Source organism: Alphaproteobacteria bacterium US3C007, assembly GCA_034423775.1.
GTDB classification, from domain to species: Bacteria; Pseudomonadota; Alphaproteobacteria; order Rhodobacterales; family Rhodobacteraceae; genus Thalassovivens; species Thalassovivens spotae.
Window position 1 is genome coordinate 679,338 of record CP139918.1, and the last position, 15,680, is coordinate 695,017.

A 15,680-nucleotide genomic window follows, 5' to 3' on the forward strand; every position below is an offset into this window, starting at 1 on the left:
CGGCGCTTAGGGCGCCGTATCAATCCATTGTTGATGCGCTGCGGCCTGCTGAATCGCCTCCACGAGGCGTTGCACCCGCCAACCGGCGCGAAAATTGAACGGCTCGGCGGCTTGCCCGGCAAGCGCCTCGGCATATCCGGCAATTTCAATCGCTTTCAAATCATTAAACCCGATTTGATGACCGGGTGCGACGCAAAACTGCCCATAAGGGGGATGCGTCGGCCCTGCTTCGATGCGCCGAAACCCACGTTGTCCAGGTTTGTCATTGGCATTGTAAAAATGTAGCTCGTTGAACCGCTCCTGGCTGAAATGCAGCGCGCCCTTTGATCCATAAACTTCAAAATCATGCTGCATGCTGCGCCCTGTCGCGCACCAATTTGCCTCAATACTGCCAGTGATACCGCTGTCAAAGCGCAAAAATGCATGCGTAACATCATCTACTTCGATTGTGCGCCTCTGCCCAGAGGCATCGCGGCGTTCAGGGATCAAAATATGGCTATTGCCCATCACTTGCGCGATCGGGCCCAAAAGAAACTCTGCCGTGGCCAATGCGTGACTGCCAATATCTGCCAAGGCACCGCCACCGGCAGGCTCGTGGCGAAACGTATAGGGGCCAGCCGGATCCGACATATAATCTTCGGCATGGACGCCGCGGTAAGAATAAATCTCACCCAATTCACCAGCTAGAATCATCTCACGGGCCAAGCGAAGCATTGGATTCATTAGGTAATTAAACCCCACTTGCGTTTTAACGCCTGCGGCCTCTGCAGCTTCCGCCATTTCCAATGCATCGCAGGCCAAGGGTGCCAATGGCTTTTCGCAATAGACGTGTTTTCCTGCAGCGATTGCGGCCAATGCCATTTCTTTGTGAAGCGCGTTCGGGGCTGTAATATCTACGATATCAATCGAAGGGTCGCTGATCAAATCGCGCCAATTCTCGGTGGCCCGCTGAAACCCAAAGGCCGCGCGCGCAGCTTCTGCCAAGTCAAGCGTGGCATCTGCCAGAATATCCATTTCAAAGCTGACGGGCAGATCGAAAACACGCTCTGCAGTGGCAAAGCCAAACGCATGCGCTTTGCCCATAAACCCTGATCCAATCAAACCAACCTTCATTGCATTCTCCTAAAAGGGACCATTGACCACAAGATCCGGATTTAACGTTTCAGCGAAATAATCCAAAACATTCTGCACCGAAACCATGCCCATCCGTTCGGCGCATTCTTCGGTCAGACCAGCCGCATGCGGCGTGATAATCGCATTGTCCAGGCCAAATAAAGGATGATCATAAGAGGGGGGCTCAACCTCGAGCACATCCAAACCAGCAGCCCCCAAGCGACCTTCTTTTAAGGCTTGCGCCAAGGCCAGCTCATCAATCAAACCACCGCGCGCCGTGTTAACCACCACAGCATGCGCCGGCAATAATGCCAGTTCAGCCGCGCCCAATAATGGACCATCCGCTTTGGGAATATGCAGCGAAACCAAATCGGCCCGTGTCAAACCGGCCGAAATATCGGCCACCTGTTCGGCACCAGCAAATTGATCCGCACCTAGATAAGGGTCATAGGCCAAAACATGCACTCCGAAAGCCTTGGCCATTTGCGCCAAGTGCCGCCCAATGCGCCCATAGCCAACGATTAAAAGCGTTTTGTCGTAAAGCTCCCGTGGTTCAAACATATTACGCTGCGCCCAATCGCCAGCGCGAAACCCCGTGACCGATTTCACCAAACAGCGCGAGGCCGCCAAAAGCAGCAGCATCGCATGTTCGGCAACGGTGCGCGAATTTACATCTCCCACAATCGCCAAAGGAATACCGCGCTTGGTTAACGCCGGCACGTCAACCGCATCATAACCAACACCATGGCGGGAAACGATCTGCAAATCAGGCGCGGTTGCGATATGAGCCGCATTTAAAGTTTGCGTGCGCAGCACCAATCCCTGCGCCTTGGGCAGCAGTGGCAAATAAGCGGTGGGATCCGCATCGGGAACGTAATCGAACGAAACGCCTTCGGCGCTGTCCAGCACGCGCAGCGCCGAAGGATGTAATTTTCCCGCAACCAAAATATGTTTCGTCATCGCAGTCTTTCTTTGTTGTTTCAATCGCTGCTTATGCAGGCCGAAATGAAGGGCGCGCCCCTCGTCAAAAGGCCAGGAAGGCCCGCTTTGAAATAAGCTTTGCAACCGGTTGCAAAATTAGTATCTATGGGAACGAAAGAGCGCAAGTTACAATTCAGAACTGCGCTATTTTCCTGCAGGCCGCTTGTTTGGAGCCCGCCGTAAAATAGCGTTACTTTGACCATTTTGGGAGAGAAAATATGGCCGCAAACACAATCAGATTGACGATGGCGCAGGCTGTTGTTCGATATCTGTGCAATCAATTCACCGAGATTGAGGGCGAGCGCGTGCCACTCTTTGCAGGCGTGTTCGGAATTTTCGGGCATGGCAATGTGACCTGTTTGGCCGAAGCTTTAGAAGCGGTGCAAGATCAATTGCCAACGTGGCGCGGGCAAAACGAACAATCGATGGCGCTTGCCGCAATTGGCTATGCCAAGGCTAAGCGGCGGCGGCAATTGATGATCGCCACCTCCTCTGTGGGGCCCGGAGCCACCAATATGGTCACTGCGGCCGGCGTGGCCCATTCCAACCGTCTACCCGTGCTGCTGCTTTCGGGTGATACATTCTCCAACCGCCGCCCAGATCCGGTGCTGCAGCAAGTTGAGCATTTCAACAATCCAACCTTGACCGTGAATGAAAGCTTCAAAGCCGTTACCCGCTATTGGGATCGCATCACCCATCCCGAGCAGATCATCTCATCCTTCCCCCAAGCGATTGCCGCAATGCTCGATCCAGCCGATTGCGGGCCTGCCTTTATCGGCCTGTGCCAAGACACGCAGGAAATCGCTTTTGACTATCCAGCTGCGTTTTTTGAGCCCACGCTGCATCACATTCCGCGCGCGCGCCCCGATTTACAGCAATTAGATAAGGCGATCGCAGCCCTAAAAGCCGCCAAGAAGCCCTTGATTATTTCAGGCGGCGGGGTGCGCTATTCATTGGCTGAAGAGATATTGGGTAATTTTGCGCAAGCCCGCGGCATTCCGCTTTGCGAAACCATTGCCGGCAAAGGTGCCGTGCTGCACGAGCACCCCGCCTATGTCGGGGGCATCGGCGTAACCGGATCAGCATCTGCCAATACAATGGCCGCCGAAGCGGATGTGATTGTGGCGATAGGCACCCGACTGCAAGATTTCACCACCGGGTCTTGGACCAGCTTTAAAGCCGATGCTCAGTTTATCTCGATCAATGCAGCGCGCTTTGATGCCACCAAACACCGCGCCATCTCTGTGGTCGGTGATGCCCGCGAAAGCCTGCGTGAAATGGATGCGGCTTTGGGCGACTGGTCGGCCCCTAGCACTTGGATGGAGAAAGGCCGCGATGAAATGGCCAAATGGGACAGCTTGATTGATGAGCTGCAAAAACCCAGCAATGCGCATATACCCTCCTACGCGCAGGTGATTAAAGTGGTGCAAGACAATGCCAAAACAGAAGATCTGGTGATCACCGCGGCGGGCGGCCCTCCGGGTGAAGTGAATAAATGCTGGCGCGTCAAAGCCCCCAATACGGTAGACACCGAATTTGGCTTTTCGTGCATGGGCTATGAAATCCCCGCGGGTTGGGGCGCCGCAATGGCAGATGAAAACCGCACCCCCATCGTGATTATCGGCGATGGCACCTATATGATGATGAATTCGGATATTTATTCCACCGTGTTGAGCGGGCATAAAATTATCGTGATTGTGCCCGATAATGGCGGGTATGCGATCATCAACCGCCTACAGAATTACAAAGGCGGAGCCTCCTTTAACAACCTGATCAAAGACAGCCGCGTGAAAGCGCCATTTTCGGTTGATTTTGCCAAACATGCCGAAGCCATGGGCGCTTATGGGCGCCGCGTGGAAACGCTGGGTGAATTGGATGAAGCCATGAAATGGGCCCAAGAAAATGACAAAACCACCGTTTTGACCATTCCCTCTGATGCTTATGAGTGGACCCCGGGGGATGCATCTTGGGATGTCGGCGTGCCTGAAATCTCCGCCCGTGACAGCGTTAATGAAGCGCGCAAAGACCATGATGCGATCCGCGCCAAACAACGTATCGGAGTATAAGCAAATGAAAGCAAAGCTTGGCATCGCCCCGATTGCTTGGTGGAATGATGATCTGGAAGAGCTCAGCGATGATGTTTCGCTGGAAGAATGCCTGCGCCAAGCCAGCGAAGCCGGCTATAGCGGCATGGAAACCGGGCGACGTTTTCCAATGGATCCTGCGGTTTTGGGCCCCGTTCTTGAGCGCTACGGGATCTCGGTCTGCGGGGGTTGGTTCTCGGGGCTTTTGCTGAGCGGCGAGATCGAAGCCGAGAAAGACCGGATTGCCCCGCAACTTGAGCTGTTCAAAGCTATGGGGGCGCCCTGTATTGTTTATGGCGAAACCGCGGGTACAATCCAAGGCGATCAATCTGCACCGCTTGCCAGCAAACTGAAGCTGGATGAGGCGCAGATCAAAGAATATGGGCGCAAACTGACCGCGTTCGCCGAATGGTGCGCCGCGCAGGGCATGCCGTTGAGCTATCACCATCATATGGCGGCTCCGATCGAAACCGAGGCCGAATTAGATCTTCTGTTGGCCTATTCCGGCGCCGCCTTGCCACTGCTTTTTGACGCGGGGCATATGGCCTTTGCTGGCGGAGATGTTTTGCGGGTGATCGACAAGCACCATGCCCGCATCAACCATGTGCATACCAAAGATGTGCGCGGGGATGTGATCGCCGGGCTGGATCGCAGCCGGCACAGCTTTTTGGACGCGGTGATCAAAGGCGCCTTTACCGTGCCCGGCGATGGCAGTCTGGATTTCGACGCCATCGTTCAACGCCTTGCCGCCCATGGCTATGAGGGCTGGTTTGTCGTGGAAGCCGAGCAAGACCCGATCAAAAATCCGCCCCTTAAAATGGCCCAAACGGGCCATCAAGAACTGCTCCGCGTGATGAAAAACGCAGGATATTCGGTAGAAGCTTAACGAAAGCCATAGAGGGCCGCCGCGCCAGCGGCCCTCATATCCAGCTTAAAACCCTATCCAAAAATCTCTTTGAACAGCCCGATACATTGGCGAAACCCATCCTCAAAATCGCCATTGCCGGGATGAAAAACGCTTTCAAATGAGATCACCCCATCATAATGATCTGCGCGCATCGCATCCGCCATTGGCTGAAACATCGGGCCCAGTTGCCCGGTGCCCATCCTGCGCACTTCCAGCGTTGCACGCGGCGTGTCAACCAGAACATCTTTGATATGCACATGACCAAGATAGCCGCCCTTTACCGCTTCATAGCCATCGGGGAAGGCCTGCTCATGGCACCAGCAATTATTGCCAGGATCCCACAAAACTTTCAGCGTCTCTTTTGCATCCAGCTCGTCGATCAGCTTTCGGGCCGTATAATTTGAATTCACCATCGTGCCATTGCCCGTTTCAACCACCAACGTCACATCTTCCGCTTTGGCCAAGTCAACCGCTGGCACGATCATTGGGGCCATCGTGTCCCAAGCGCCATGCGCCACGTTCCATTTTTCAGCGCCATTGCGACCCCAGAGAATTTGTTCTTTTTTCTGGGTCATAATCCGCACCAAGGGCGCCTCAAGAATATGCGCCATCTCAATCACCCGCTTCAGCGCATCCATATGCTTTTGATGCAGCGCATCGCCAGGCCGGTTAGCCGATGTGGTGCCGGCAAAAATATGCCGCGATAAACAAGAAACCGGCTTACCACGCCCCCGCAACAGTTGGTCCATTTCGGCAATTTCGGCCGCGCTATGATCGCCAACTTCTTTGTCACCCACAAATTGCAATTCCGCATATGTAAGATCAAACTCATCCATTACATCGATCGCACGGGTCAAATCGCGGCTGATACCATCGCAAATAACGCCTAACTTCATGCTTTGCCGCCTAAATTGCGGTGCAGCTCGGCCCCAATGATCTCTTCAATCACCTGCGTGCAGGCCCAATTATCTCCATTCGGGTATTTCGATTTGCCCGCATGAAAAATTTGCATCGCCGTTGAGGCTGTATGGAGCGGCACCTCAAGTTCTTCGGCCATATTCAAAGAGATCGTTAAATCCTTATGCATGGTGTTTATATGGCTGCCAGTGCCTTCAAATTTCCGATCAATAATGTTTTCAAGCGCCGCGTTTGTGATGCCGCAACCTGCGCTAGAAGAAGACACAACATTAAACAAAACATCTCCGCTGACACCCGCTTTTGCCGCCAATGCAGCGGCTTCAAACGTGCCCGAAAAGATCGAGCCGATGAGCGATTGCAAACAGGCTTTTACGGTTTGCCCCATGCCAGCGTCACTTCCCACGTGGTGAATGGTTTTTGAAACAGCCTCCATCACGCGTCGGTTTTTTGCCAGAATGTCAGCGGGTGCGGCCGCCATTAACGTCAGGCTTCCCCCTTGCGCGCCTGGGAACCCTCCCGAGACGGGGCTGTCAATCAAATCAATACCCGACCCAGCCATTGCAGCGCCAATTTCGCGGGCCTCGGTTGGCTTGATCGTCGCCGTTAGCAGGATCGCGCCACCCTTTTCCATCGAGGCGACCAAACCATTTTCACCCAGAATAATCTCTTTGGCTTCCGTACCATTCATCACCATGACAAACACCGCATCACTGGCCCGACCAATTTCTGCATAATCGCGTGCCAATTGCCCGCCCATAGCTTCAAAGGCCAGTTTGCGATGCTCTAACAAATCCAGACCAATCACTGAAAACCCATTTTTAATTAAGTTTTTGGCCAAGCCACTGCCCATATCCCCAATGCCAACAATTCCCACGTTTTTCATTTTCATTCTCCCTTAACACCGGCATAGCCGGATCTATAATTATATAACGCGCTCAACCACGGCGCAGCCTATTCAGGAATTTCTAGTGTTCAACGAACACCGGGCGGGTCCAGTAGACACCCCACGCCCATAAAAGATGGCAGCGGCGCTTTGCGCGGCCACCACCCTAGATTAAAATCGCTTCCAAAATTATTGCAAGATTTTTTTTGGGCGCGGTGCGATAGCTAAAATACTTAATAGGTTGCGCTTGCACACTGCCCCAACCGAACAGTGGTCGCGAAAAGCCTCTCTCAAAACGATCCCGACGCTGTTGAAAAAAAAATAAATCCAAACATATTATAGTCACGAATGCTGCCGAAAAGGGCAGCCGCCGGGCGCGCGCAACGCCGCCCCTGAAGGGCAAACTTGAAGCAGAATGAAGATAAGAGCACCGAAGGAAAATCAGCATGAGTACATGGCTGCGCGCCTGCGCCACCGATGATATAGAAACCGAAGATCTGATCCGCTTTGACAATGGCGATCGCAGCTACGCGATTTACCGCAGCCATAGGGATGAGTTTTTCTGTACAGACGGGCTGTGCACGCATGAAGCCGTGCATTTAGAAAACGGCCTGGTAATGGATTATATCATTGAATGTCCAATGCATAATGGCCAGTTTGATTATCGCACCGGCGAGGCAAAGCGTAGCCCCGCCTGCCAGAATTTGAAAACATATGCGGTAAAAGTAGAAAATGGCGATGTTTTTATCGATATAGGCTAGCGTTACAAAGCCGATCCAAAAGCCCGAGGGTCAATCTGTCCAGCAAACGCATATAACGGCTAAGATGCGCCCCTAGAATAACATATGCATGCAGCGCTTAAGCCACGGCTCATGATCCCCAGCCTGCGCCAGCATGAGCCATCGCAAAAAAATCGATTTGATCCTGCGCAATCCATAAACCACTTGATTGTTATGCGCCCAAGCTCGACCTTATTTTTCACCTTCTCTCGGGCCCCGGGCGATTATCCAACACAGAGGGCGCCGCTGCGGTATAAAAGGCGCGGCGCCTACAGAATGGGAAGGGTTTTCAGCTTTTAGGGACTGGCCGGTTTGAACCCGCGCAACACCCGCCGCGCCGCCGCGACAAGCGGATCATGCGTATCTTTTAAAATCGCCACTCGGTCAAAACGCGCTGGATCTGCCACAACGGCGGCGCGCAGCGCAGATCCGAACGCCATCCTCAATTCGGTGCCGATATTAAATTTGCAAATCTGAGAGCCCTGCGCCAGTGCCCTGCGCTGCGCCATTGGCACCCCCGAGCCGCCATGAATCACCAAAGGGCAATTGGTCAAAGCCTCAATCGCGCGGATGCGCCGCTCGTCCAAACCGCCTTCTTTATCTTGCTGAAGATGAACATTTCCAACTGAAATCGCCATTGCATCCACCCCCGTTTCACGGGCGAATTGCGCGGCTTCATCCGGATCGGTACCTGCGGAATTCTCTCCGCCAGAATAGCCCACAAATCCGATCTCGCCTTCACAAGAAATCCCTGCCGCATGCGCCAATGCCGCAATGGAAGCAGTTTCATCGATATTTTGAGCCAAAGGCTTGCGCGAGCCGTCAAACATCAGCGAGGTAAAACCGCTGTCCAGCGCCTCTTGGCATTCCTCAAACGTATAACCATGATCAAGATGCGCCACCACGGGCACCGCAGCCGTTTCGGCCAAATGACGGAACATTTTTCCCAAAATCGGTAGGGGCGTATGCGCCCGGCAAGAGGGGCCAGCCTGCAAAATCACCGGCAGGTTTTCGGCTTCGGCGGCCGCCACAAAGGCGCGCATATCTTCCCATCCCAAGGTCACCAAACCTGCAACTGCATAGCCACCCGACAGCGCAGGCTGTAACACCTCTTTCAGCGTTGCCAAGGTCATTTGAACTTGGCAACCATGTCTTTGATGCCTGGAATTGTTTCCACTTGATAGGCATGCGTGGGCTGGAAATATTGCACCAAGGGGCGCTGCGTCAGGCCACCCAGAATGGTAAAGTAATACATTTCATAACCCGGCAAAACGGCGCAAGGGTGATAGCCATTATCAATGCAAATCGTCGATCCATCTACAATATGATAGGCATCGCCCGGTTTGTTATCTTCGCGCTGCAACATTTGCAGCCCCGAGCCGTGATTGGGCCGAAACCTAAAGTTATAAGTTTCATCATGACGGGTTTCTTCTGGCAAGCGGTTTGTGTCATGCTTATGCGAGGGAAATCCAGACCAGCCGCCCTGCCCCACCGTGAACAATTCGCTGACCAGCAAACGCCCCACTTTGTCATGCTGTTTCTGGCCCAAAATATGTTTGATTTTGCGATGCGTTTTCGTGTCATCTGAGCCATATTGAATCAGATCAATATCCGCAGCACGCACATCAAAAGGGTCAAGCACCTGATCATATTTTGCGCCCGCGATGAACACTTCACTCTGATCTGAGACGCAGACAAACGTGACCTTTGCGCCCGACGGCACGTAAAGCCCCTCGGGCTCTCCATCCCAAACATCGACGCCACGATTGCCCAAGGCCGCATAAGCTTGCCCCTCAACATCCACATCAACGCTGCCCGTGGCCGGCGCGATACACGTTTCATAGCCGGGCACTTGATAGCTAAACGCCTCGCCTTTTTTAAGCTTCACAATGTTAAAATAATTCAGCGGAACGCGGCTGTCTTCAACATCCACAATCGGCTGGTTTTTATTGTCATAGGGGGGGAAATGCATTGAGAAATCCTTTATATTTCAACGGGGCCCGGATGGGTCTGCAAAAACTCTTCCAATTGTGCGGTGCTGGGCATTGCCGGGGCGCAGCCGACTTTTGACACCACGATCGAGGCGCAGGCCGAGCCGCGCAACACCGCGTCTTTCAAACTAAAGCCAGCGGCAAGCGACGCGATAAAACCGCCCATAAAGGAATCGCCCGCACCGGTGGGTTTTAGCGCATCAACCGGATAAATGCCGGTTCGAAATTCAAGCTCAGGCGTGATCGTAATTGCGCCTTTTTCACCCATTTTATAAATCACAATCTGGGCCCCTTCACGGGCCAGGCTGCGGGCTTTATCCAAACCCTTTTCATAATCACCCGCCATAAAGCCAAATTCGACATCATTGCCGATCACCACATCGCACAGCGCGGCGGCGCGCGAATAGGTTTCAGAGGCCACCGCGGCGGATGGCCAGCTATAGGGGCGGTAATCAACATCAAAAATCAACGGCAAGCCAGCTGCCTGCGCCAGTTCAAAACCCCGGAAGGCGGCGCTGCGTGAAGGCTCCGCGGCAAATACAGTGCCGGTGGTGATCAACGCGCTATAGGCCGCATAGTCCACCGCTTCAACATCGGCGATGTTCATTTCAAAATCTGCAGCTCCATTGCGATAAATCACCGATTGATGGTCTTCGATGCGGGTTTCGATCACCGCCAGCGAATTGCGCGCCTCACCACCCACCGTTTTTACGTGACGCCGATCAATCCCATAATGGTCAAGCTGGTTCAAGCAATAGCGCCCGATCGCATCATCGGACACGCTGGTGACCAAGGCAGAGCGTCCACCATGTTTGTTAATCGCCACCCCGATATTGGCAGATGACCCGCCCAGCGCAGAAACAAATTGCACCGCTTCTTCTGTTTTGGCCCCCGGAGGGTCGGCATAAAAATCCATGCCTGCGCGGCCGATGATCACAAAGTTATTTGTTTTTATCCGATTTAAATCTGCCATTCATGGCCCTTTCAACTTTTCCCAAAACGGCGTTTTCCGCCCGCGCGCTTCGCCGATAGCTAAGCTGCGCGCAGCAACGCCTCTGGCGCGCATCCTCCGGCGCGGCATAACACCAATATTTATGAGATCAAACTCTGTTTACGCTGAGGGTATATTTCTCACTTGCTCCGTTTCGTAACAATAGATACTGAATCTGCAACCGGTTGCAAAACGATTTTCTGCGCCGCCGACACAACCTGCAATTCTAGAAAGGCCAAAGACTATGAGCATTCAAATTGGCAATGCACCCTGTTCATGGGGTGTCGAATTCGCAAATGATCCTAGAAATCCCGATTGGCGCAGCGTGTTGAAAGATTGCGCAGATGCGGGATATCGCGGGATCGAGTTGGGCCCGGTGGGCTTTATGCCAGAAAACCCAGATATTTTGGGGCCAGCCCTGCAAGAGCATGATCTGACCTTGATTGGCGGCGTGGTCTTTCGCCCTTTTCACGATGCCAATGCCTGGGAGGAAACGCTCGACGGAACGCTGCGCACTTGCCAGGCCTTAAGCGCTCATGGCGCCAAACATTTGGTGTTGATCGATTCGATTTCACCGCGCCGCGCGCCAACCGCCGGACGCGCCGATGAAGCAGAGCAGATGGAACAGGAAGAATGGAGCCTATATCGCGACCGCATTGAGACCTGCGCGAGAATAGGCGCGGAAGAGTATGGATTAACCGTGGGCATGCATGCCCATGCGGGCGGGTTTATCGATTTTGAGCCTGAATTGGAAAGGCTTCTCAGCGAGATCGATGAGAGCATTTTAAAAATCTGTTTTGACACGGGCCATCACTCTTATGCGGGTTTCGATCCAATCGCGTTTATGCGCCGGCATATTGACCGGATCTCATACATGCATTTCAAAGATATTGACCCCGCGGTCAAAGCAGATGTGATTGCAAAACGCACCGGCTTTTATGACGCCTGCGGCCAAGGTATCTTTTGCAATCTTGGGCAGGGGGACGTGCAGTTCTCAGATGTTAAACGGATTTTAGAAGACGCTCAGTTTGAGGGCTGGTGTACTGTTGAACAGGATTGCGACCCGACATTGGATGTCAGCCCCATTGCAGATGCGATCGCCAATCGCAGCTTTTTAAAATCAATCGGATTCTAAACGCCGTGAAGCGCTGCGCTTAAGGCCTGCAGAAAAGCAGTTTTTAGGGTCAGTGGCCGCGCACCCCATCTGCGAAACGCCCCTTAGGGCCGGGCCCGCAACGTGCCACGCTCCACCAAGCGGCAGGGCAAACGCCGGGCTTGCGCCGGCTGCTTGGGTGCTTGCAGCATATCAACGATAACGTCGATAGATGTTTGAATGATCTCGGCAAAGGGCTGCGCAATGGTGGTGAGGTTGATATTTTGCCAACCTGACATCTGCATATCATTCACGCCAATCAATCCAATATCTTCGGGCACTCTTAACCCGTGATCGCGGATGGCGCTTAAGGCGCCAATAGACAGCACGTCATCACCACAAAAATAAGCCTCGGCGGGCGTGGTTTCTCGCAATAACCGCTGCATCTCTGCCCGCCCCGCTTCAAAAGAATACGCCTCTGCAAAGGTAATATCGGGCGTTGGACCTCCCGCGCGCTGCAGTTCCGATAAAAAGCCGCGCAACCGCGATTGCGTCGATGTGGCCGCTTGTGGCCCCCCAAGAAAAGCCAGCCGCTTGTAACCGCGCGCCAGCAAGGTTTCTGCGGCAATTTGTCCGCAAGCCTCATCATCAATGCCAACCACATCGACTTTGGGGGCCAGCGAAAACCGTCCAAAGCTGTTCACCACGGGGATCCCTGCGCTTCGGAAGGCTTCCGAGACCTCTGGTGGCAAGGTTGACGAGGCAACAATAACGCCATCCACCGAATATTGCTGCAGCATACGAAGCGAAGATGAAGCCTGATAGGTTTCAGACAAATTGACCAGTAAAGGGCGTAAACCGCGATCTTGCAGGCCGCGAGTAAATTGATCAAACACCTCTAAAAAGATGGGGTTATGAAAATTATCAGAAACTAGGCCGATCAATTTGGTGGATCGGGTGGTCAAACTTCTGGCCAGAAAATTCGGCGTATAACCAAGCTCGATCGCCGCATCTTCAACCTTTTGTCGCATCACCTTGGATACGGAGGCCCCATCAGTGAACGTGCGTGACACGGCCGAGCGTGAGACACCTGCGCGTTGTGCTACATCGTTAAGCGTAATGGCCATATTGCTTAAGCTTTCATCGATAATCCTGCCAAAAGCGGCAAAGCTGATGGTTGGAATATGAAAGCACAATTAACTTTTTGCAACCGGTTGCAAAGCTATAAATTTTGTGTTTCCTTGACTCGTGGAAGTCTTTGGGCTCTACCAAAGGCGCCAAACCACCAAGGTGGTGCGACAGCTAAAAGCCTCATAAGAGGCAAAACTTGGGAGAAGACTATGAAATTTACTAGCAAATTTGTGGTAGCGCTATCTGCAGCCGCTCTTATGGCCGGTATGGCAAGCGCCGAGCGCTATGTCATGGTGACACATGGCGAAGGAAAAGACCCCTTCTGGCCTGTTGTTCAAAAAGGTGGTGAAGACGCGGCGCGTCACATTGGGGCCGATTTTGAATATGTATATACACCTTCAGCGGATATGGGCGATATGGCCAAATCAATCGCTGCGGCTGCGGCCACTCAGCCAGATGGCTTGGTTGTGTCATTGCCGGATCCAGAAGCGCTTGGTCAGGCGATCAAAGACGCCGTTGCGTCAGGCGTTCCTGTGATCACAATGAACTCTGGCCTGGAATCATCAGCGGCCGTGGGTGCATTGATGCATGTAGGTCAGCCTGAATATTTGGCCGGTCAATCAGCGGGTGCACGCGCGAAAGCGGAAGGCGCAACAAACGCGCTTTGCATGATGCATGAGCAATATAACACAGCCCTGAACGACAGATGTAATGGCTATGGCGAGAACGTACCATTGGCGTCAACTGTTGACACAACAAGCGACCCTGCGACCATCACAACACGTGCAGCTGCTGCGCTTCAGGCCAACCCAGACGTAGACTCAGTTCTGTCTGTTGGCCCACATACTTGCGTTGGCGTACAGCAAGCGATCGACGAGCTGGGCATGTCAGTGCACCACTCATGCTTCGATCTTAGCCCCCCTGTTATGGACATGATCAATGCGGGCAAAGTGGCCTTCACGATCGATCAGCAGCAGCGTCTGCAAGGCTATATGCCAATCATCGTACTGCACCTTTACAACAACGGTGCTGGCCTTCTGCCAGGTGCGAATATTCCATCAGGCCCAGGCTTTGTTGATAAATCAAACGCCTCATCTGTTGCTGCGCTTGCCGGCGTAGACAGATAAGACCAAGACATCGAAGGGGGGTGGCTTTTGTCACCCCCCTTTTTTTGACAGCCATGGGTAGCTATTTGCTATCCTCTTTTTTTTGGGAACAGTCATGAATTCACCAGTATCGCAGCGCCAGGAATCTGACCGCCACGCGCCTAAGAAACGTTTTTTATCCCTCTTTGCACGACCAGAAATCGGGCCGATTGGCGTGATGATCTTGTTGATGGGGATGCTTGGGTATTTCTCTATCCCGGTCGCCGAAGCCACCTGGAATCCCTTTAACGGGGAAGGCTTTAATGCGTTAGGAATACGCAACAACTTGCGGGTAATATCTCAACTTGGGATAATTGCGCTGGGTGCGGGATTGCTGATTATTGCCGGTGAATTTGATCTTTCGATTGGCTCAATGATTGGGTTTGCAGGGGCCTGTATGGCGATGATCCTGCGCTGGGGGTTCGCGGTTCTTATACCATATCTGTCCTTTGAGGGCGGTGTTCACATTGAATATTATACGCTGTTTTCGGTTGATCACGTCACGCCGATCTGGGCGATACTTATAACGCTTTGCTTCACATTAAGCTTTGGATGGATCCAAGGTTTTATCGTTGTGCGCTCTGGCTTGCCGTCCTTTATCGTGACTCTGGGCGGGTTGTTCTTCTTGCGCGGCCTCACAGAGGTGTCACTGCGGGCCTTTAACCACCGACCGGACCAAAGCGCGGGCTCAACAACCGTGACCGAAATTCCAGATTTGAAAAACATCATCGATCTGCCCGGCCATGGCGAGCTGAGCCGTTTGGACGCAAAATCTTTGCCCGAAGCAGATTTGGTCAATTTGGCGCAAACCCTCTCTGGCGATGTGGTGGCCAGTATCACCGAGCGCCTCAGCTATACCTATAATCGAGTGGCCGAAGCCAAGACCGCCTTGATGGAAGCCAAAGGCGTAAAACCTTTGGAAAAAGCGTTGGAAAACGCCGTTCAATCGGGCAATGATTACATGGCCAACACAATCCGCGACAAAATTGCCAACTTCAAAATTGATCCGGTGACGCCCAAATCGGTGACGGAGGTGGATATCGCCCGCGCTTATATTGACACCGTTCCAACGGTGAACAAAGTGGCTGACTTTTTCGGGGGTAATATTTTGGAAGGCCTGTTCGATTGGCTGTATTTTCCGATCGATTGGAACACCAACAATTTTGGCAACCAATTCGCACCGGGCTTGTATTCCTGCGTGATGATCTGGATCATCCTATCGATCGCCTGTTATATCGTGCTCAGCCGCACGCAAGCGGGCAACTGGATCTATTCAACGGGTGGCAACCTGAACGCGGCGCAAGCCAATGGTGTTCCAACCAATAAAGTAAAAATATCGCTCTTTGTATTCTCGGCCTTCTGCGCCACGGTATTTGCCGCTTGCCAAGTGTTTGAGGTGAATACAAGTGACGCAGCCAAAGGCAATTTAAAAGAATTGGAAGCCATCGCTGCAGCGGTGATTGGCGGCTTGGTGATGACTGGGGGCTTTGGCACCGTAATGGGCATTATTGTCGGAGCCTTTATCTTTGGATTGGCCCGAGAAGCCTTTTTCTACATCCCGGGGATCGATGGATCCTTCTATAGGGTGTTCTTGGGTTTGGTGATTATCGCCTCAGCCTTGTTGAACGAAAACATCCGCAAACGTATCATGGGGAACATATAAA

The 15,680-nt window shown here is 53.0% G+C and carries 14 protein-coding genes; 6 read left to right on the forward strand and 8 right to left on the reverse strand.

The window, feature by feature from the left end:
* Positions 1-6: 6 nt before the first annotated feature.
* Both UM181_03475 and UM181_03480 read right to left on the reverse strand, forming a co-directional pair.
* Positions 7-1,113, reverse strand: coding sequence for a Gfo/Idh/MocA family oxidoreductase (locus UM181_03475; protein WQC63687.1), 1,107 nt, complete (start codon positions 1,111-1,113; stop codon positions 7-9).
* 9 nt (positions 1,114-1,122) lie between these two features.
* Positions 1,123-2,073, reverse strand: coding sequence for an NAD(P)-dependent oxidoreductase (locus UM181_03480; protein WQC63688.1), 951 nt, complete (start codon positions 2,071-2,073; stop codon positions 1,123-1,125).
* A gap of 239 nt (positions 2,074-2,312) precedes the next feature.
* On the opposite strand from UM181_03480, the gene iolD reads away from it, so the two are divergent.
* Both iolD and iolE read left to right on the forward strand, forming a co-directional pair.
* Positions 2,313-4,160 carry a 3D-(3,5/4)-trihydroxycyclohexane-1,2-dione acylhydrolase (decyclizing) gene (iolD, locus tag UM181_03485; protein ID WQC63689.1) on the forward strand — a complete coding sequence of 616 codons (1,848 nt, stop codon included), beginning with the start codon at positions 2,313-2,315 and terminating at the stop codon, positions 4,158-4,160.
* A gap of 4 nt (positions 4,161-4,164) precedes the next feature.
* A complete protein-coding gene (gene iolE / locus UM181_03490) occupies positions 4,165-5,064 on the forward strand; it encodes a myo-inosose-2 dehydratase (GenBank protein ID WQC63690.1) in 900 nt (299 codons plus the stop codon).
* A 53-nt stretch (positions 5,065-5,117) separates the two neighbouring features.
* Here iolE and UM181_03495 read toward each other — a convergent pair whose 3' ends face one another.
* Together UM181_03495 and UM181_03500 are read right to left on the reverse strand one after the other, a co-directional pair.
* Positions 5,118-5,981 (reverse strand): sugar phosphate isomerase/epimerase family protein, encoded by an 864-nt coding sequence (locus UM181_03495; GenBank protein ID WQC63691.1) that lies wholly within the window; start codon positions 5,979-5,981, stop codon positions 5,118-5,120.
* Positions 5,978-6,886 carry an NAD(P)-dependent oxidoreductase gene (locus UM181_03500; GenBank protein WQC63692.1) on the reverse strand — a complete coding sequence of 303 codons (909 nt, stop codon included), beginning with the start codon at positions 6,884-6,886 and terminating at the stop codon, positions 5,978-5,980. The genes UM181_03495 and UM181_03500 overlap by 4 nt, the downstream gene beginning before the upstream one ends.
* Before the next feature lie 446 nt (positions 6,887-7,332).
* Here UM181_03500 and UM181_03505 point away from each other — a divergent pair, with 446 nt between their 5' ends.
* Positions 7,333-7,647, forward strand: coding sequence for a MocE family 2Fe-2S type ferredoxin (locus UM181_03505; GenBank protein WQC63693.1), 315 nt, complete (start codon positions 7,333-7,335; stop codon positions 7,645-7,647).
* 314 nt (positions 7,648-7,961) lie between these two features.
* Here the strand turns inward: UM181_03505 and UM181_03510 are convergent, their stop codons facing one another.
* Genes UM181_03510 through iolC form a run of 3 tightly spaced genes read right to left on the reverse strand, consistent with a single transcriptional unit; the run spans position 7,962 to position 10,629 of the window.
* Entirely contained in the window at positions 7,962-8,798 is an 837-nt protein-coding gene (locus UM181_03510; protein ID WQC63694.1) for a class II fructose-bisphosphate aldolase, read from the reverse strand.
* Entirely contained in the window at positions 8,795-9,637 is an 843-nt protein-coding gene (locus UM181_03515; protein ID WQC63695.1) for a 5-deoxy-glucuronate isomerase, read from the reverse strand. Before UM181_03515 ends, UM181_03510 begins: the two co-directional genes overlap by 4 nt.
* A gap of 11 nt (positions 9,638-9,648) precedes the next feature.
* Positions 9,649-10,629 (reverse strand): 5-dehydro-2-deoxygluconokinase, encoded by a 981-nt coding sequence (gene iolC / locus UM181_03520; protein WQC63696.1) that lies wholly within the window; start codon positions 10,627-10,629, stop codon positions 9,649-9,651.
* 262 nt (positions 10,630-10,891) lie between these two features.
* Here iolC and UM181_03525 point away from each other — a divergent pair, with 262 nt between their 5' ends.
* Positions 10,892-11,782: a TIM barrel protein gene (locus UM181_03525; GenBank protein WQC63697.1), complete on the forward strand. Its 891-nt coding sequence runs from the start codon at positions 10,892-10,894 to the stop codon at positions 11,780-11,782.
* Positions 11,783-11,865: 83 nt separating this feature from the next.
* On the opposite strand, the gene UM181_03530 is transcribed toward UM181_03525, so the two are convergent.
* Positions 11,866-12,867 (reverse strand): LacI family DNA-binding transcriptional regulator, encoded by a 1,002-nt coding sequence (locus UM181_03530; GenBank protein ID WQC64690.1) that lies wholly within the window; start codon positions 12,865-12,867, stop codon positions 11,866-11,868.
* Positions 12,868-13,080: 213 nt separating this feature from the next.
* Here UM181_03530 and UM181_03535 point away from each other — a divergent pair, with 213 nt between their 5' ends.
* A complete protein-coding gene (locus tag UM181_03535) occupies positions 13,081-13,998 on the forward strand; it encodes a substrate-binding domain-containing protein (GenBank protein WQC63698.1) in 918 nt (305 codons plus the stop codon).
* Between the two features lie 94 nt (positions 13,999-14,092).
* The gene (locus UM181_03540) at positions 14,093-15,679 is read left to right on the forward strand and encodes an ABC transporter permease (protein ID WQC63699.1); all 1,587 of its coding nucleotides are present in this window, start codon (positions 14,093-14,095) and stop codon (positions 15,677-15,679) included.
* The last annotated feature ends 1 nt before the right edge of the window (position 15,680 follow it).

Coding starts and splice junctions, on each gene's coding strand:
- UM181_03475 (WQC63687.1), bottom strand. CDS start 1,113: ATGAAGGTTGGTTTGATTGGATCAGGGTTTATGGGCAAAGCGCATGCG.
- UM181_03480 (WQC63688.1), bottom strand. CDS start 2,073: ATGACGAAACATATTTTGGTTGCGGGAAAATTACATCCTTCGGCGCTG.
- iolD (WQC63689.1), top strand. CDS start 2,313: ATGGCCGCAAACACAATCAGATTGACGATGGCGCAGGCTGTTGTTCGA.
- iolE (WQC63690.1), top strand. CDS start 4,165: ATGAAAGCAAAGCTTGGCATCGCCCCGATTGCTTGGTGGAATGATGAT.
- UM181_03495 (WQC63691.1), bottom strand. CDS start 5,981: ATGAAGTTAGGCGTTATTTGCGATGGTATCAGCCGCGATTTGACCCGT.
- UM181_03500 (WQC63692.1), bottom strand. CDS start 6,886: ATGAAAAACGTGGGAATTGTTGGCATTGGGGATATGGGCAGTGGCTTG.
- UM181_03505 (WQC63693.1), top strand. CDS start 7,333: ATGAGTACATGGCTGCGCGCCTGCGCCACCGATGATATAGAAACCGAA.
- UM181_03510 (WQC63694.1), bottom strand. CDS start 8,798: ATGACCTTGGCAACGCTGAAAGAGGTGTTACAGCCTGCGCTGTCGGGT.
- UM181_03515 (WQC63695.1), bottom strand. CDS start 9,637: ATGCATTTCCCCCCCTATGACAATAAAAACCAGCCGATTGTGGATGTT.
- iolC (WQC63696.1), bottom strand. CDS start 10,629: ATGGCAGATTTAAATCGGATAAAAACAAATAACTTTGTGATCATCGGC.
- UM181_03525 (WQC63697.1), top strand. CDS start 10,892: ATGAGCATTCAAATTGGCAATGCACCCTGTTCATGGGGTGTCGAATTC.
- UM181_03530 (WQC64690.1), bottom strand. CDS start 12,867: ATGGCCATTACGCTTAACGATGTAGCACAACGCGCAGGTGTCTCACGC.
- UM181_03535 (WQC63698.1), top strand. CDS start 13,081: ATGAAATTTACTAGCAAATTTGTGGTAGCGCTATCTGCAGCCGCTCTT.
- UM181_03540 (WQC63699.1), top strand. CDS start 14,093: ATGAATTCACCAGTATCGCAGCGCCAGGAATCTGACCGCCACGCGCCT.